Annotated in this window: 19 protein-coding genes; 17 read left to right on the forward strand and 2 right to left on the reverse strand. The window is 45.7% G+C overall.

All coding sequences use genetic code 11. From position 1 onward, the window contains the following. The first annotated feature begins 1 nt into the window (after position 1). On the forward strand, positions 2–346 hold the full coding sequence (locus tag AC1DE7_RS15930; protein WP_036674796.1) for a hypothetical protein: 345 nt from the start codon (positions 2–4) through the stop codon (positions 344–346). Between the two features lie 759 nt (positions 347–1,105). Here AC1DE7_RS15930 and AC1DE7_RS15935 read toward each other — a convergent pair. After that, complete coding sequence (locus AC1DE7_RS15935) at positions 1,106–2,239, reverse strand: bifunctional cystathionine gamma-lyase/homocysteine desulfhydrase (RefSeq protein WP_282320712.1); 1,134 nt, start codon at positions 2,237–2,239, stop codon at positions 1,106–1,108. A gap of 1 nt (position 2,240) precedes the next feature. After that, on the reverse strand, positions 2,241–3,164 hold the full coding sequence (locus AC1DE7_RS15940; protein ID WP_253502000.1) for a PLP-dependent cysteine synthase family protein: 924 nt from the start codon (positions 3,162–3,164) through the stop codon (positions 2,241–2,243). 246 nt (positions 3,165–3,410) lie between these two features. Here AC1DE7_RS15940 and AC1DE7_RS15945 point away from each other — a divergent pair, with 246 nt between their 5' ends. The 16 genes from AC1DE7_RS15945 (at position 3,411) to recO (ending at position 16,550) form a co-directional block, all read left to right on the forward strand. Continuing rightward, a complete protein-coding gene (locus AC1DE7_RS15945) occupies positions 3,411–3,770 on the forward strand; it encodes a histidine triad nucleotide-binding protein (protein ID WP_024628477.1) in 360 nt (119 codons plus the stop codon). Between the two features lie 232 nt (positions 3,771–4,002). Continuing rightward, entirely contained in the window at positions 4,003–4,176 is a 174-nt protein-coding gene (gene rpsU, locus AC1DE7_RS15950; protein ID WP_005547957.1) for a 30S ribosomal protein S21, read from the forward strand. A gap of 15 nt (positions 4,177–4,191) precedes the next feature. Next, complete coding sequence (locus AC1DE7_RS15955; RefSeq protein WP_017687237.1) at positions 4,192–4,635, forward strand: GatB/YqeY domain-containing protein; 444 nt, start codon at positions 4,192–4,194, stop codon at positions 4,633–4,635. Positions 4,636–4,917: 282 nt separating this feature from the next. Further along, positions 4,918–6,240 (forward strand): NfeD family protein, encoded by a 1,323-nt coding sequence (locus tag AC1DE7_RS15960; RefSeq protein ID WP_477534823.1) that lies wholly within the window; start codon positions 4,918–4,920, stop codon positions 6,238–6,240. Positions 6,241–6,397: 157 nt separating this feature from the next. Then, on the forward strand, positions 6,398–7,408 hold the full coding sequence (gene floA, locus AC1DE7_RS15965) for a flotillin-like protein FloA (RefSeq protein ID WP_036615045.1): 1,011 nt from the start codon (positions 6,398–6,400) through the stop codon (positions 7,406–7,408). 13 nt (positions 7,409–7,421) lie between these two features. Further along, entirely contained in the window at positions 7,422–8,021 is a 600-nt protein-coding gene (locus AC1DE7_RS15970; protein WP_076318858.1) for a hypothetical protein, read from the forward strand. A gap of 180 nt (positions 8,022–8,201) precedes the next feature. Continuing rightward, positions 8,202–8,495, forward strand: a complete 294-nt coding sequence (gene yqfC, locus AC1DE7_RS15975; RefSeq protein ID WP_017687241.1) for a sporulation protein YqfC — start codon at positions 8,202–8,204, stop codon at positions 8,493–8,495. Then, complete coding sequence (gene yqfD / locus AC1DE7_RS15980; protein ID WP_477534786.1) at positions 8,492–9,685, forward strand: sporulation protein YqfD; 1,194 nt, start codon at positions 8,492–8,494, stop codon at positions 9,683–9,685. The genes yqfC and yqfD overlap by 4 nt, the downstream gene beginning before the upstream one ends. Before the next feature lie 6 nt (positions 9,686–9,691). Next, positions 9,692–10,663 (forward strand): PhoH family protein, encoded by a 972-nt coding sequence (locus AC1DE7_RS15985; RefSeq protein WP_477534787.1) that lies wholly within the window; start codon positions 9,692–9,694, stop codon positions 10,661–10,663. A 16-nt stretch (positions 10,664–10,679) separates the two neighbouring features. Further along, positions 10,680–12,929: an HD family phosphohydrolase gene (locus AC1DE7_RS15990; RefSeq protein ID WP_477534824.1), complete on the forward strand. Its 2,250-nt coding sequence runs from the start codon at positions 10,680–10,682 to the stop codon at positions 12,927–12,929. A 113-nt stretch (positions 12,930–13,042) separates the two neighbouring features. Further along, the gene (ybeY, locus tag AC1DE7_RS15995) at positions 13,043–13,540 is read left to right on the forward strand and encodes an rRNA maturation RNase YbeY (RefSeq protein ID WP_036674804.1); all 498 of its coding nucleotides are present in this window, start codon (positions 13,043–13,045) and stop codon (positions 13,538–13,540) included. Further along, a complete protein-coding gene (locus AC1DE7_RS16000) occupies positions 13,540–13,911 on the forward strand; it encodes a diacylglycerol kinase family protein (protein WP_340984620.1) in 372 nt (123 codons plus the stop codon). Before ybeY ends, AC1DE7_RS16000 begins: the two co-directional genes overlap by 1 nt. A gap of 257 nt (positions 13,912–14,168) precedes the next feature. Further along, positions 14,169–14,582, forward strand: coding sequence for a cytidine deaminase (locus tag AC1DE7_RS16005; RefSeq protein WP_340386901.1), 414 nt, complete (start codon positions 14,169–14,171; stop codon positions 14,580–14,582). A gap of 37 nt (positions 14,583–14,619) precedes the next feature. Further along, the gene (gene era, locus AC1DE7_RS16010; protein WP_047843779.1) at positions 14,620–15,519 is read left to right on the forward strand and encodes a GTPase Era; all 900 of its coding nucleotides are present in this window, start codon (positions 14,620–14,622) and stop codon (positions 15,517–15,519) included. Between the two features lie 104 nt (positions 15,520–15,623). Continuing rightward, positions 15,624–15,764, forward strand: a complete 141-nt coding sequence (locus AC1DE7_RS16015; protein ID WP_074095877.1) for a YqzL family protein — start codon at positions 15,624–15,626, stop codon at positions 15,762–15,764. 33 nt (positions 15,765–15,797) lie between these two features. Further along, the gene (recO, locus tag AC1DE7_RS16020; protein ID WP_477534788.1) at positions 15,798–16,550 is read left to right on the forward strand and encodes a DNA repair protein RecO; all 753 of its coding nucleotides are present in this window, start codon (positions 15,798–15,800) and stop codon (positions 16,548–16,550) included. Positions 16,551–16,746 lie beyond the last annotated feature (196 nt).

Raw genomic sequence — 16,746 nt, forward strand, 5'->3', positions numbered from 1 at the left:
AGTGGAAAAAGTGGAAGCAAAGAAAATATGTAAGGAACACATGCACCGTTATGTATGTGTACAGATGAATGACGGTATGCACTACGATGGCATTATGGAAAATGTGGATGACGAAATGATCTACCTGGCTGTTCCCGTTGGACCGGAAGCCATGGTGAATCATGCGAACTGGGCTCCAAATGCAATGCCTGGAGCAAACTATCCAATAGGTCATACTCGCGGATTTTATCCAGGTTACGGCTACCCTACACCTTATCCGTATTATGGTTATGGCCGTAGACGTTTTAACCGACTGGTGCTCCCGTTATTTGCGCTTACAGCATTAACCCTTTTACCGTACTATTGAGATTAGAAAAAACAGTCATAACTAAAGTGACACATTCTTATGCACCCTATGAAAATCCTCGAGAATAACTAGCTGAGGATGGATGTTCCGTTCATGGCATCGTACAGCATAAAATAGAGAGGTCTTATCACATACAGAGTCTCAGCCTGATGTATCGCGATAGTCATTGCAATACAACTGGCAACATACCGAATATCCAAAAAGGTCATGCCTGTGCAGAAGCGAACTTCTGTAAGGCATGACCTTTTTTTGAATCTAATTAGTGTAAGGTCGATGATGAACGGATGGCACATAACGTGTATTTAAACTTACTGAAAACAGAAGCTGCTCTGAACGTTGCCGCAGTAGAGGCGTACCTACCCTGAATATGCGAGAACGTTCCTATGTGCGAGCTAACGATCAAGACACCGCATAGCTTTAATTCTCTATTCCGATAAAAAGCTTCGCTTCGTGTGGAATCAATGCTGTTCTCTTACCCGCGGTTGGAGGAGCGGAGCATGATGTGAGCGCTGACGAATCTGAGGCATCTTATTCAAGGCTTTGAAGCGCCCTCAGAATTTTAAGGAATCTGATACACGTTATAACCGGATAAACAGCCGTTTTTAGCATTTTTTTGAGGGTGTTTTGGGAAATAACGTGCCTGCTGATCCTTATAATTTCAAATGAGAGCCTGAACGCCAAATAAGACTTCCTGTGTTCCTTAGAAAATCGTCGACTACCCATTCGCGAGTATCGGCCAGCATGGACTTCAAAATGCCCTCAACTTAATGCAGATTTCAAATCCTCAAGTAAATCTTCAACATCCTCGATCCCAACGGAGATACGAATCAAACCATCCGTGATCCCCAATTCTTGCCGACGTTCATAAGGAATGGAGGCATGCGTCATTCGGGCAGGGACAGAAATTAAACTTTCCACCGCGCCCAGACTTTCAGCCAATGTGAAATAACGGACTTTGCTTAACACGTCATCTACTTTTTCAGCACTGCCTACATCAAAGGAAACCATACCGCCATAACCTCTCGCTTGCGTGGAAGCAAGCTTATGCTGTGGATGGTCGGGCAACCCGGGATAATAGACTTTGCTTACTGCTGGATGTTGATTCAAAAATGTCACAAGCTGCTCTGTATTGCGTTCTTGCGCTTCCATCCGTAATCCCAATGTTTTAAGACCTCGCATTAACAACCAGGAATCCATGGGTCCCAGGACTGCGCCAATTGCATTTTGAATAAAATGCAGATCTTCACCAAGTTGCTCGCTGTTGACAACCGCAAGTCCTGCCACGACATCACTATGACCGCCGATGTATTTCGTTGCAGAATGCAATACAATATCCGCTCCCAGAGCCAGCGGGGTCTGCCAATAAGGTGTACTAAACGTGTTATCCACGATGAACATCAACTCATGTTGTTTTGACCATTTCGCTACAGCAGTAATATCGGTGACCTTGAGTAACGGATTGGTAGGTGTTTCTACATAAATGGCCTTTGTATTGGATTGCAAAGCCTTTTCCAGTGCTTGTGGTGAGGTAGTATCTACAAAGGTAGACTCGATCCCCAGACGACTCAGCACCTTGGTGAAAATGCGGTAAGTCCCGCCGTATACGTCATCCGTCAGAATGACGTGATCTCCAGTTTTCAACAGAGATAGTACAGCGTGAATCGCAGCCATGCCCGAACTAAAAGCAAAACCTCGAACGCCATCCTCCAGCTCTTTAATGACTTCTTCCAACGCATGACGGGTAGGGTTGCCTGTTCGTGAATACTCGTATCCTTTGTGTACGCCAACCGATTCTTGCTCATACGTGCTTACTTGATAGATCGGTACACTCACTGCTCCAGTGTGTGGATCACCAACAATACCTGCATGAATCAGCTTGGTTTTTGGTCTCATTTCATTGTCCTCCATTATAGATATTTTGGCTTAAATACCGTTCGCTGCTATCCGGGAAAATAACAACGATGTTACTTCCGGGAGCTGCGTGAACAGCTTCGTTTAATGCGGCTTGCATAGCTGCACCTGAGGAACTTCCTACCAGTAAGCCTTCCAACAAGGCCAGATCCTTTACCCGCTCAAAGGCATCTTCATCTGAGATCGTATGAATGGCATCAAAGTAACTCACATCCATAAAAGAAGATAACGTTTCGACCCCTATTCCTTCTGTACGATGTGGTCCCGATGGACCTCCTGCGAGTATCGAACCTTCGGGTTCTACGATACATGTTTTAATTAACGGTTTTTGCTCCTTCAAATAGCGAGATACTCCCATGAAAGTTCCGCCAGACCCGGCTCCGGCGACATATACATCCACCTGCCCGTTCAGATCACGCCAAATCTCAGGACCCAGATGTTCATAATGTGCGAGTGGGTTATCTGCATTGGAGAACTGACCTGGAATATACGAACCCGGTATTTCTTTCGCCAGCGATTCCGCCTTGCGTATGGCACCAGTGATTCCTTCGGATGTGGGTGTGTTGACAACCGTAGCACCAAGGGCTTTCATCAACTGCTGCTTCTCAACACTGAACTTCTGAGGTACCGTGAAAATGACCTTTAAATTCAGGCCTACAGCCGCCATTGCAAGACCAATTCCTGTGTTGCCTGCAGTAGCTTCGATCACCGTTCCACCTGGTTTAACATCTCCTCGTGCCAAGGCCTTCTCCAATAAAAACTTGCCGATCCGGTCTTTCACACTTCCTCCGGGATTCATGAATTCCAGTTTGGCGAACAGGCGGATTCCTTCCGGTAATGGATAACGAGTTAATTCAAGCAGAGGTGTATTACCTATAAGTTCCTGCACATGTTGATAAACGGTCAAATTAACCAATCTCCTTTTGTATGTCATTAACCATACATATTTGTTTAATTGGGAAAAGTGCGTGATAAAACCATATTTCGATAAAAGAGCTTGGTATACATCCAATGTTGTATAGTGTTCGCTCGATGATAGATGGAGAGTTGACCTAGAATACCTGGTTGTGTGTCTAAAGATTGGACGTGGGTTTTTACTTTTAGTATGATAGAGGGGAATACATACACTGGAATACAAAGGAGGGTATGAACTATGGATTGCTTATTTTGCAAAATTGTAGAGGGCAGCATTCCCTCCAATAAAGTACTGGAGAATGACCATGTTATCGTTTTTCATGACATCCAGCCCGCTGCACCGACACATGTTCTTGTCATTCCGAAGAAACATATTGCTTCCATGAATGAAGTTACTGCAGAAGATCTGCCATTGATCGGCGAGATTCATCTGGCTGCTCAAGAAGCGGCGAAGCGTCTTGGCGTGGAGGAAACAGGATATCGCTTAATCAACAATTGTGGTAAGGATGGAGAACAAACCGTTCATCATCTGCATTACCATTTGTTGGGTGGTACCAGACTTGGCGTGTTAACAAGTCTGTCCGATTCTCACAAATAAACGAGCTAATGGGTACTAATATTGAGGATTTAGTCATATGCATTAAATCCACGAATGTGTGACCAAATGCTTATATAATGAATTCATTTCATAATACCTTTGAGTTATAAAATGGATTCAAATAAGTGATCATTACATTGAGGTTGACACCTTTATTATCTTTCGCCTATAATGTAAGATGATGAACCGTGTTATTGCTCTTGGACGGTCTGGTCGGAGGGAGGGAAAACTGGTGTCTGAAACTAAAGTTCGCAAAAACGAGACTATTGATGCTGCACTTCGTCGTTTTAAACGCTCCATCGCTAAAGATGGCGTATTGGCTGAGGTGAAGAAACGTAAGCATTATGAGAAGCCAAGCGTAAAGCGCAAGAAAAAGTCCGAGGCTGCTCGTAAGAGAAAGTTTTAGGAGGATTTTAATTACATGAATCTTAGCGAACGATTGAACGAAGATATGAAGCAAGCGATGAAGAGTAAGGACAAGTTCAGACTCTCCAACATTCGGTTGATTCGTTCGACGATCAAGAATCTTGAAATAGATTTGAAAAGAGATTTGGATGACAACGAAGTGCTTGATATCCTGAGTCGTGAAATCAAACAGCGCAAAGATGCCCTCCAAGAATTTGACAAAGCGGGCCGTGAAGATCTCGCGGCAAATGCAAAAGCGGAAATTGAAGTACTCATCCAGTACCTTCCCACACAGCTTACCGAAGAAGAAATTAAAGTTATTGTACAGCAGACCATCCAGGAAACCGGTGCTTCTTCGAAAGCCGAGATGGGGAAAGTCATGGCGGCCCTTATGCCGAAAGTTAAAGGCAAAGCGGACGGCAAACTGGTAAATCAAGCAGTTCAACAATTTCTGCAATAAAGCAAATCAATAAACACCTTCTGACTTGTCAGGAGGTGTTTTTTCCATTTATCAGAAGGCATGATGTCCTTAGGGTGACGAAATTCCTTTTTAATGGTTAATATATATTATTATGGATTTTTATTCTTGCAATTGATCGAGTTTTCAAATATAATTTTAAGATTTTGAAACGAAATGTTGCATTGCACGTAATAAATACCATAAGCTGGACAGTATAACATTAATGGAAAAGGGGGGACTATTGTGAAGGGAAAGCGCCGGAAGAAGCTTACGGGGCCATTGATGCTCTTAATGCTGCTGACGCTGTTGCTTCCTGTCTGGATTGGATCACCGTCAGCGCATGCAGCTGAGAAGAGTGGTGCCGTATATATTATTCCGGTTGATAAACCAATCGAGCAGGGACTTGGCAAGTTCATGGAACGCGGGTTCAAGCAAGCAGAAGAGATGAATGCTGGCCTGATCGTTCTTGATATCAATACGCCGGGAGGCCGTGTCGACACTGCAGAAGCATTGGGTACCCTAATTAAGGACAGTCCAATCGAGACTGTTGCATTTGTCCGTGGAGATGCTGCTTCAGCCGGGAGTTTTCTGGCTCTGAATGCTGATAAGATCGTAATGTCACCAGGCAGTATGATTGGTGCGGCAGCAATGGTGGACAGTACGGGTAAACATGTTGATGATCCAAAGCTTGTTGCATTCTGGAAAAGCAAAATGCAGGGAGCGGCTGAAATCAGTGGTCGTGATGGCAAGATTGCAGCTGGAATGACGGATGTTAACATCGTTGTTGAAATGCCAGAGATCAATAAAACCAAACAAAAAGGTGAAATTATTGCTCTCTCGGCTGAAGAAGCGCTGAAAGTTGGTTATGCCGACCACATCAGCAACACACCGGAAGAAGCGGCAGCTTGGCTCGGTTACAGTCAGGATGACGTATTTAAGGTAGAAAGAACAACAGCGGAGAATATTTCCTCTTTTCTTACCAATCCGGTTGTGATGACTGTGTTATTGTTCCTCGGAATCGCGGGTGTGATCATTGAATTGATTGTTCCTGGTTTTGGAGTTCCTGGTATTGTAGGTATCGTGTGTTTCGTGTTGTATTTCTCGGGTAATTACATTGCGGGATTTGCCGGAGCAGAGACATGGGTGCTATTTACCGTCGGACTCATCATGATGATTCTGGAGATGTTTATTCCGAGCTTTGGTATTCTGGGGATTTTGGGATCAATTGCGCTTGTGGCCGGTGTTGTAAGGGCTGCTTATGATACGAGTGATGCATTTGTATCTCTGGGTATCGCTTTTGGAGCAGCACTGGTAGTCATTGCGATCATCTCAATTCTCTTTAAGGATCGAGGGATATGGAATCGCTTCATACTGAGTGATAGCATGTCTGCGGATCGGGGTTATTCATCAGCCACAGAACGTAAAGAGCTGGTTGGTCTGCAAGGAATCAGTCTGACACCGCTTCGTCCTTCGGGAACAGCGATGTTTGAAGGGGAACGAATTGACGTTGTGACCGACGGAGATTTTATTCCCATCGATACTCCGATTATTGTGATTAAAGCGGAAGGTACCCGGATTGTGGTTCAGCAAGCTTTGCCGGTGTAACTCGCTCTGTTGTCGAAGCGGATTAACGCTTCGGCAATGTACATAACCACATGCTGAAGCTGCCAGCGAGGTGGTGTATTCTTTCATTTAGCAGCGGACTCATGAGTGTCTTCTCAAACATTTTTATCAAATTCAAATTGCAAATGGAGGAAATTAAATGGACACATCTATGATTACGATTTTGCTCATTGCGGTAGTAGGTATTATCGTATTGAGCGTATTCTTCAGCTTTTTCCCGGTTATGCTCTGGGTTTCAGCGATTGCATCCGGCGTACGCGTAAGTATTATTACACTGGTAGCGATGAGACTGAGACGTGTAACGCCTAGCCGTATCGTTAATCCAATGATTAAAGCAACTAAAGCCGGTCTTAAACTTTCAATGAACCAACTGGAAAGTCACTTCTTGGCCGGTGGTAACGTTGACCGTGTTGTAAACGCTCTGATTGCTGCACAACGTGCCAACATTCCACTCGAATTTGAACGTGCTGCTGCGATTGACCTCGCAGGTCGTGACGTATTACAAGCCGTACAGATGAGCGTTAACCCACGAGTTATCGAAACACCGATTGTCTCTGCGGTTGCCAAAGATGGTATTGAAGTTAAAGTTAGAGCACGGGTTACGGTTCGTGCCAACATTGATCGTCTCGTCGGTGGTGCTGGTGAAGAAACGATCATCGCCCGTGTTGGTGAAGGTATCGTAAGTACGAACGGTTCCTCCAATTCTCACAAAGACGTCCTGGAAAATCCGGATCTGATCTCTCGTACTGTATTGTCCAAAGGTCTGGATGCTGGTACTGCTTTTGAAATCCTGTCCATTGATATTGCGGACGTTGATGTAGGTAAAAACATTGGTGCCTTCTTGCAAACAGAGCAAGCAGAAGCTGACAAACGTATCGCTCAGGCAAAAGCCGAAGAGCGTCGCGCAATGGCCGTAGCCCAAGAGCAAGAGATGAAAGCACGCGTAGTGGAAATGAGAGCACGCGTTGTTGAATCCGAGTCCCAAGTACCTTTGGCAATGGCTGAGGCACTTCGTAACGGTAAAATCGGTGTGATGGATTATATGAACCTGAAGAACATTGAAGCGGATACTCAAATGCGTAACACATTGGGAAAACCTGGTGAAGGTTCGAATTCCAACGATCAGGGTGATTCCAAAAACGGAAGATAGGCGGTGAGTGCATATGGGCCTATTTGAATGGATTTTTGATAATCTGTATATTGTGGCCGTCATCGGTTTTGCACTCTTCTCCTTCTTGGGGAAAGCTGCCAAATCGGCTGATCCGAACAAAAAGCGTCCTGCCAACGGGATGCCTACATTTGGAGGCAGTGGTGATTCAGGCCGGGATGAACGTTCAAGAGACAATTCATCTCCGCAGCAGTCTTCCGGACCTACAGACCCCCGCTATGATGAACAGTATGATGATCGGTATGATGACGTGCAATATGAGAATCAGTATGATGAGCCGTATTCGGAGCCTGCTGCATCTTCTCGCCCCGCAACTGACTACAGAAGTGAGGGCACGATGAGTGCGATGGCAAATTCACTTGAGGAACAGATGAGAGGCATGGAAGAACAGCAACGTTTGATCGAAGAACGCTTGAATCGCATCTCTTCTGCGAATCGGCCAGTTGTGTCTGATTCCAGTTGGGATGAGACCAGCAGCGATGGATCGGGAGCGTCTCCGCTTCGTCCGGCAGACATTCGCACAGGTGTCCTGTGGGCAGAAGTACTGGGTTCTCCTCGTTCCAAACAGCCGTTTGGTACAAGAGGGAAACTGTAAATAAGTTAAGTTGCTGGACGGAAATAAAGCCGTCTCTGGTGAGCATGAAGCCGCCGGAGACGGCTTTTTCTGTGTTCTATCCTTTTTTCTCAACATTCGTCCCTAACACGCCCCGGAATTTTCATAAATTCTTGAATCTGCGCATAAGTTGAACTGTAGAGGAAGGGGGAAGACCTTCGAATGACCCGGATCAGCCGCAAGCTGCGCAGATGGACCAGTGAAGTGTTGGATCTGCCGCAGGATGTGCTTTATGATATGCCACGGTTAACCCTGATCGGCAGTAAGCAACTGTATATAGAGAATCATCGCGGTGTCATCCATTTCACGCCGGATCGTATCGTGTTGGCTCTTTCCCAAGGCCAGTTAGAGATCAAAGGAACTGCCTTGGTGATACGTAATATTTTGCCGGATGAAGTAGCTGTTGAAGGAACGATTCTGGATATTCATATGAATGGAGTGGAGGGGAACGGATGAAGCAGCCCAGTCTGTATAAACTGCGGGGAGCAGTCCGAATCACGGTCACTGGGGGAGACATTGAAACATTAATCAACACGGTGGCAGAGCAGGGACTGGAAGTTTGGAACCTGCGTGCTCACGATGGACGCGTGGCAGAGATGAACATTCTGCTGCCGCATTTTTTCAGGTTGCGTCCTGTGTTGAAACGGACAGGCTGCAGGGTGAAAGTAACCCATCGCAGCGGTTTCCCCTTTTTTGCGGCCCGTTTACTGCGGAGGAAGTTCTTTCTTGGGGGTATGCTGTTTTTTGTGGCAGCTTTGTTTGCGTTGTCGTCCATGGTATGGAGTGTGGAGGTCAAGGGTAACGTCACCATTCCCACCGACGAGGTGCTTGCAGCAGCGAAGAAAGAGGGCATATATCCTTTGCAATGGGGGTTCCGTCTGCAAAGCCAAGACAAGCTCTCCAGGCAGCTTGCACTCGCTCTGCCGGATGTAACCTGGATTGGCGTGAGCAAAGAGGGGACAACCATTACCATTCAGGTCGTAGAATCTGCCCAACCAAAGCGCGAACCATTACTGAACCCCAGACATCTGATCAGTAAGTCAGATGCTGTGGTCACTCAAATCTATGCGGAGCAGGGACGCCCTGTTGTTCAGAAGGACATGCGTGTCAAAAAGGGTCAGGTATTGATCTCGGGGATTCTCGGAGATGAGGAGAACACCAAAACCATCGTTGCCAAAGGCGAAGTTCGTGGTCTGGTATGGCGTGAGTATCAGGTAGAGGTTCCGCTGGTGCAAAAACATAATACAATGACAGGTGAGAGCAAAGAACGTCTTTACATGGTGCTGGGGAATTGGGCGATTCAACTGTGGGGGTACGGAAGTACACCTTTCAGTTCATTTGATACCGAGAGTAATCATAAACCATTAACGTGGCGATCCTTTACACTTCCCATGGGTTGGCTGACAGAGAAAGATCTGGAGACCCGAGAGCATGAGCAACAACAGACGATAGAATGGGCCAGAACGAAAGGATTGGAAGGAGCAAGGAACGATATTATCGCCAAAAACGGCAAAGGAACAAAAATTATAAGTGAAAAAATTTTGCATGAGAAGAAAGAGAATGGTAAAGTTTATATGAAAGTCTTATTTGAAGTAGAAGAAAGCATTGCGGAAGAACTTCCGCTAGTCCATAGTCAAGGAGAATGAGGATATTTGTCAGAGCAAACACGCAGCATACAAATCTCCCTCCAGAGTGCGGGAGAGGGCCAATCTCTTTTTGGACCCCAAGATACTTTTCTTAAACTGATTGAATCCGAGATTTCCGCCCAGATTGCATCCCGTGAAGCGGAGATTGTGATTTTTGGCAACGCACAACAGGTGGAATCGCTTGAACAATTATTTGATGTGTTACTGCAATTGATACGCAATGGATATGTGTTAACCGAGAGAGATGTGAAGTATGCGATTGAACTTGCCAAGGATATGCGGGCAGACCAGCTATTGGATCTGTTCAAGGGCGAGATTACAACGACATACCGAGGTAAACCAATCCGTGTTAAAACCATTGGACAGAAGCACTATGTAACTACAATTAAAAAACGTGATATTGTATTTGGCATTGGTCCTGCTGGTACGGGTAAAACCTACCTTGCTGTTGTACTGGCTGTTGCCGCAATTAAAGAAGGCAGCGTCAAACGCATTGTACTCACACGGCCTGCTGTTGAAGCGGGAGAGAGTCTTGGATTTTTGCCAGGTGATCTTCAAGAGAAGGTAGACCCTTATCTGAGACCGCTGTACGATGCCCTGTATGACGTTATGGGACAGGAACAGACCGCGAAGGCACTGGAGCGAGGGTTAATCGAAATCGCGCCACTCGCCTACATGCGGGGGCGTACGCTGGATGACTCCTTCATCATTCTGGATGAAGCACAGAACACAACGCCGGAACAGATGAAGATGTTTCTAACCCGTCTTGGTTTTGGCTCCAAAATGGTCATCACCGGAGACGTGACACAGATTGATTTACCGCGTGGTAAGAAATCCGGGCTTGTGGAAGCGAATACGATCTTGAACGAAGTTAACGAGATTGGATTTGTCTATTTTGCCGAGCAAGATGTTGTACGGCATTCCCTTGTCCAGAAAATTATCGTGGCTTACAACCACGCCGCAGAAAATCAAGCATAGAAAGGGATTGTCTAAAGTGACCTCGAAGGAACCGTCAAAAGGCAAATCTTTTCAGAATAAGGCTACAGGATGGAAGTATAGCGTGTGGGCACGCTATCTTCTGTTTTTGTTTCTGGTGATTCTTTTCTACGTCAGTCTGGCTTCCAAACTGCTCCCTGAGCGCTATGATATTCAGGAAGGGACACGGAGTGAAGTGGACATTGCTGCGCCCATGCAGATTCCGAATAACAAGGCCACACTCAAAGCACAGGAAGAAGCTGCTGAACGGGTACAGCCGATATTTCAGATTGTCCAGTTGCGAAACGAAAATTTGATGACTACCCTGCTTGATCGTGTAGATCGATTAAATCAGGATGATCAGATTTCAAGTCAGGATAAGATTGATATTTATCGGGATGAAATTCCACAGCGCCAGAAGGATTTTGTGACCAACTATATCAATAATAATCGGAAAGCCGGTACATACTCCGAGACTCTTTTGGAAGAAATCAGAAATGTGGTACAGGAGCAAAGCTACCGTATTCCCGAAGAAACTTACATCAAAATCTCACGTCTGACATCGGATGATATCCAGGAGATGAAGCCGGTTGCGAGGGATATTGTTGCCCGGTTAATGACGGATCAGATCAGCGATGCAACCACTGCTCGTGCCAAAGTAGCCGAGATGGTGAGTGTCAGCTCTCTTGGTAAGCGTACGCAACGTGAGGTCGTGCAAGAGCTTGCTCGCCTTGTGGTGACCGCGAACCGCTTCTACGATGAAGAGGGAACTAAGGAAGCCAAAGTACAGGCGCGTGAGAACACGCAAACCGTCTTTATCAAGCAAGGGGACACATTAGTTGCCAAGGGTGAGATGATCACCCCGGAGATGTATACTTTGCTGGGTGAGAATGATTTGCTGAAAAATGAAGTGAACTACTGGCCGCAGCTTGGACTTCTTATGTTTTCCTGCCTGTTGTCAGCAGCCATTCTGATGTATATTCAGCAAGGCAGCGGAACACATTTTAAGTATAATAATGCCCAGCTGTTGATGCTTGTTCTCATTTTTATTATTACGATTGTGGTTATGCATGTGACGGCGATTATCCAGACCAATGAGAGGTCTTATGTTGGCTTCCTTGCACCTGTTGCGGTAGGAGCGATGTTAATTGCCTTGTTACTGGATACCTCGCTTGCCTTTGTATGTTCGATTTTGATCGGTATGTTGTCCAGCATTATTTTGAATACACATCAGGGTCAACTTTTTGACTTCGAACTAGGTTTCTTTGCTGTATTGGTTTCATTTGTTGCGATCTTCGCAACTCATAAGGCTAGCCAGCGATCAACGATCCTGAAAGGGGCCATTATGGTCTGTCTGTTCGGGTCCATAGCCGTCTTCACCTTGGCTTTGATTGACTCGGGCGATTGGAACCGAACCACGACACTGTATGGTGTTGGGTTTGCATTTGCTGGTGGCGTACTGACTGCCATTCTGGTTATTGGGCTGATGCCATTTTTTGAAACTTCATTTGGCATTTTGTCAGCGCTCAAACTGGTAGAACTATCTAATCCGAACCATCCGCTTCTTCGCAAGTTGCTGACGGAGACACCGGGTACCTATCATCACAGCGTTATGGTAGGAAATCTGTCCGAAGCAGCAGCAGAAGCCATAGGAGCTAACGGATTGCTCTGCAGAGTCGGTTCGTATTATCATGATATTGGCAAGACGAAGCGCCCCATCTATTTTATTGAAAATCAGAACAATATGGAGAATCCACATGATTCAATTGATCCGAAACTGAGCAAATCCATTATCGTTGCCCATGCGCGCGATGGGGTGGAAATGCAGAAGGATTATAAGTTGCCTAGACCTATTCGGGATATTGCTGAACAGCATCACGGCACGACATTTCTCCACTATTTCTATCACAAAGCACTGCGCCAGGCGGAAGAAGCAGGCGTTGAGCCTGATTTCACGGAAGAAGATTTCCGTTACCCTGGGCCGAAGGCTCAGTCCAAGGAATCGGCTATTGTTGGCATTGCCGATAGTGTGGAGGCTGCTGTGAGATCTTTGCGCAAACCGACAGTGGAGCAAGTGGAGTCCATGATTGAGAAGATTATTAAAGGACGATTGGACGATCATCAATTTAATGATTGTGACCTTACGATGCGTGAACTGGATATCGTCGCCAGAACATTGAAGGAAACGGTGATGGGTATCTTCCACTCCAGGATAGAATATCCGGAGGAGATTAAGAAAACAAAGCCAACTTCACCCGAAGCAGGCTAATTTAATAATAGTTCGTGTTCAAAAAAGGTTGGTTTCAGTAACGAGAAGATGGGATGAAGCTAGTAAGGCTTTTTGAACAACCTCTAATATGAGCAGACAGGAGTTATGAAAGAATGAGTCTTAATCTGGCATGGAATAATGAACAACAGGATAAAGAAATTACAGAACCGATGATTGCAATGTTGGAACAGTTGCTGAATCTCGCAGGAGAAGCGGAAGGTGTTGCAGACGGGGAAGTGGCTCTGACTTTTGTGAACGATGAGCAGATTCATGAGTTGAACCGTGATTATCGCGGTATTGACCGTCCTACGGATGTATTGTCTTTTGCAATGAACGAGACGGTGGATGAAGAGCTCGATATTATCTATGAGCTGGACGAAGATGAAGAAATGGAAGAAATGCCGGATGTTCTTGGAGACATCATCATTTCCGTACCACGGACCATCCTGCAAAGTGAAGAGTATGGACACTCATTTGAACGTGAACTTGGTTTTCTGTTTGTCCATGGTTTCTTGCACCTGCTTGGATACGACCATCAGGATGAAGCAAGTGAGGCTGAAATGATGGGCAAACAAGAAGCGGTATTGGCCCAGGCCGGGTTGACACGATAATGAGAAGACGCTCCTGGGGTCTGGTATTCCGCAATGCTGCGGAAGGAATCGCATATGGGTTGCGGACTCAGCGTAATGTGAGAGTTCACACGGGAGTGGCTATTTTGATGTGTTTAGCCGGCTTTTTTTTCAGAATCTCAAGAACGGATTGGATGTTTGTGCTGACCGCTGTCTTTTTGGTCCTGGTGACTGAATTGATGAACACGGCTGTAGAGGCAGCGGTTGACTTGGCACACCCCCATATCCACCCGCTGGCAAAAGCGGCAAAGGATACCGCGGCCGGGGCAGTTCTGCTGGCTGCGGTATTCGCTGTCATCATCGGTTGTATCGTTTTCATTAAGCCGGTGATGAGCTGGCTAGATTTGTACTGATTTTGTTTTAACCTTGTTTTGATTTGATTTTAATACTACACACTAATATAAATTTACTTGATGCAAACACGATAACGGAGAGGTCAGAAAAAACCTGAAGAAACGGAGTGTGCGCCTTTATCCCCGGATTTTCCCTTATTAAAAGGGATCAAAAAAATCTGGGGATAACAGCGCTCGGAAGGTTGTTCTGACAGCGGAGTGTCCAGTGTAAATGCACTAGTTTGATTTTATATTGCACCCTAAGGGAGAGATTATTAATGGATAACAGTTTGTTAATGCAAGAAGCAATTAAGGCACGTACGAAGGCGTATACGCCTTACTCCCATTTTGGTGTTGGCGCGGCTTTGCTTGACAGTGAAGGTCATGTGCATCATGGTTGTAATATTGAGAATGCTGCGTATACACCAGGTAACTGTGCTGAACGTACAGCGATGTTTAGTGCCATTGCAGGTGGGCAGAAGCCTCGCAGCTTCACAGCGATTGCCATTGTGGGAGACACGGATGGTCCGATTGCTCCATGTGGCGTATGTCGTCAGGTCATGTACGAACTGTGTGAACCTGATATGAAAGTCATCTTGGGGAACTTGAAAGGTGATCTGCAAGTGACCACCGTTGCTGAACTGTTACCTTGGGCTTTTGGGCCTTCTGATCTGAATTCTGCCAAAAAATAAACCAATATTCCAGGCCTAGGCGCCTGAGGAGGAACATATGAAAAAACAAGCATTTAAATCCGGTTTTGTAGCCATTATTGGACGTCCAAACGTAGGTAAATCGACACTGATGAACCAAGTGATCGGACAGAAAATTGCGATTATGTCGGACAAGCCACAAACCACACGTAATAAAATTCATGGTGTGTATACATCCGAACATCAGCAAATCGTATTCCTGGACACACCGGGTATTCACAAACGTCAATCCAAACTTGGCGATTACATGAACCAGACTGCTCTGAATACGCTCGGAGAAGTAGAAGCAGCACTGTTCCTAATTGATGCTTCGGAAGGCTTGGGTGGCGGTGACCGTTATATTGCGGAACAGTTGAAAAACATCCGTACACCTGTCATTCTTGTCATGAATAAAATTGACAAAATTGAGCCGGAAGCACTGTTGCCACTCATTGAGACGTATCGCAAGCTTCACGATTTCGCTGAAATCGTTCCTGTCTCTGCCATGCTTGGCAGCAATGTCAGCACGTTGCTGGAACAGCTCGGCAAGTATTTGCCAGAAGGTCCACAGTACTATCCTGATGACCAGGTTACTGACCATCCGGAGCAGTTTGTATGTGCCGAGTTGATTCGTGAGAAAATTCTGCAAATGACTCGTGAAGAAGTGCCTCACTCCATTGCTGTAACGATCGAAGATATGAAAGTGCAAGATAATGGTGTCGTTTATATCTCAGCAGTCATTTTTGTGGAACGGGATTCCCAAAAAGGGATCATTATCGGCAAGCAAGGTGCCCTTCTGAAAGAAGTGGGTAAACGAGCTCGACACGACATTCAGAATTTGCTTGGCTCCAAAATTTTCATGGACCTGTGGGTTAAAGTGAAAAAAGACTGGAGAAATCAGGATCGGGTTCTGCGTGACCTTGGCTTTGGACGTGACTGATCGTCGGAATTGTATCCAGTAATTGCAACACATAGTTTACCTTGCAAGACTCCATCCTATTTGGTAGATGCAGACGTCATTTCCGAAGAGAGGATGAAATTCCGATGCGAGATTTTTCGTGGAAGGTTTTTGCGATGACGGGGGATGTGGAGTCCTATTTGTTATATACCGAGGCGTGTAACTCGTTAGGACAGGAGTCGGATAATGCAAGGGAAGTGATTGAAGATGAAGAAGCCGAAGGATAACTGGCTGATTCGGGAATGGTTAGGTGACGAGGCATGCTATACAGGGTGGAAGGGATTGTCATCCGCAGCATGGACTACGGCGAAGGGAACAAAATCATTACACTTTGCACCGAAAGCGGCGGGAAAGTAGGGGTACTCGTCCGCGGTGCCAAAAAGCCCAAGAGCCGACATGCTGCACTGGTGCAGCCGTTTACGTATGGTCAATATGTATATTTTCGCAATACAGGTCTAGGCACACTGAACGCTGGAGAAATTGTTGAATCCTATCATGAGTTGCGTGAAGATCTGGTCAAGGCCTCTTATGCCTCTTATGCGTGTGAACTATTGGATCGGGTGCTTCAGGATGAAGAGACAGGTACATTTTGGTTCAAACAGTTAAAGGCGTGTTTGCAGGCGTTGAAGGATGAGAAAGATCCGGTTGTTATTACAAGTCTGTACGAAATGAAAATATTACAGGCATCCGGATATGGTCCACAGTTCGATGAGTGCATCTCCTGCAATCAGGAGCGACCGGATGAGCAGTTGTTTATAAGTCCCAGACTAGGTGGCGTCTTGTGTCGAGCGTGCAAACATTTTGATCCTCCAGCGATGTCAGTTAGTCCAAAGGCTCTGAAGTTGTTGCGTTTGTTCGCACAGTTGGATCTGCAGCGCTTGGGGAATATATCAGTGAGTGAATCTACCCGTGATGAGATCAAAAAGTTGATGCGTGCCTTTATGGATCATCAGCTTGGTCTGAATCTTAAATCCCGTTCTTTCCTCGATCAGATGGAGAAGTACGGGATTTGAGGCGTTTTGGTGGAAATGAAACTATATCTTGACTTCATACTAGATTTTATATATTATGAAATATAATTTCTCTTTATGAGACATGCATTGAACGAGAAAGTAAAAGACTGGATTTATTGCATTTATGGAGACAAGTCGTTGTATAACACTTGGGAATCATGAATGAGCGAGTCGGGGATGGTGGGAGCCTGGCTGA

This window comes from Paenibacillus sp. 10L310 (genome assembly GCF_056395745.1).

Coding starts and splice junctions, on each gene's coding strand:
- recO (WP_477534788.1), top strand. CDS start 15,798: ATGCTATACAGGGTGGAAGGGATTGTCATCCGCAGCATGGACTACGGC.
- AC1DE7_RS16000 (WP_340984620.1), top strand. CDS start 13,540: ATGAGAAGACGCTCCTGGGGTCTGGTATTCCGCAATGCTGCGGAAGGA.
- floA (WP_036615045.1), top strand. CDS start 6,398: ATGGACACATCTATGATTACGATTTTGCTCATTGCGGTAGTAGGTATT.
- yqfD (WP_477534786.1), top strand. CDS start 8,492: ATGAAGCAGCCCAGTCTGTATAAACTGCGGGGAGCAGTCCGAATCACG.
- AC1DE7_RS16015 (WP_074095877.1), top strand. CDS start 15,624: ATGCGAGATTTTTCGTGGAAGGTTTTTGCGATGACGGGGGATGTGGAG.
- AC1DE7_RS15960 (WP_477534823.1), top strand. CDS start 4,918: ATGCTCTTAATGCTGCTGACGCTGTTGCTTCCTGTCTGGATTGGATCA.
- ybeY (WP_036674804.1), top strand. CDS start 13,043: ATGAGTCTTAATCTGGCATGGAATAATGAACAACAGGATAAAGAAATT.
- era (WP_047843779.1), top strand. CDS start 14,620: ATGAAAAAACAAGCATTTAAATCCGGTTTTGTAGCCATTATTGGACGT.
- AC1DE7_RS16005 (WP_340386901.1), top strand. CDS start 14,169: ATGGATAACAGTTTGTTAATGCAAGAAGCAATTAAGGCACGTACGAAG.
- yqfC (WP_017687241.1), top strand. CDS start 8,202: ATGACCCGGATCAGCCGCAAGCTGCGCAGATGGACCAGTGAAGTGTTG.
- AC1DE7_RS15955 (WP_017687237.1), top strand. CDS start 4,192: ATGAATCTTAGCGAACGATTGAACGAAGATATGAAGCAAGCGATGAAG.
- AC1DE7_RS15970 (WP_076318858.1), top strand. CDS start 7,422: ATGGGCCTATTTGAATGGATTTTTGATAATCTGTATATTGTGGCCGTC.
- AC1DE7_RS15935 (WP_282320712.1), bottom strand. CDS start 2,239: ATGAGACCAAAAACCAAGCTGATTCATGCAGGTATTGTTGGTGATCCA.
- AC1DE7_RS15945 (WP_024628477.1), top strand. CDS start 3,411: ATGGATTGCTTATTTTGCAAAATTGTAGAGGGCAGCATTCCCTCCAAT.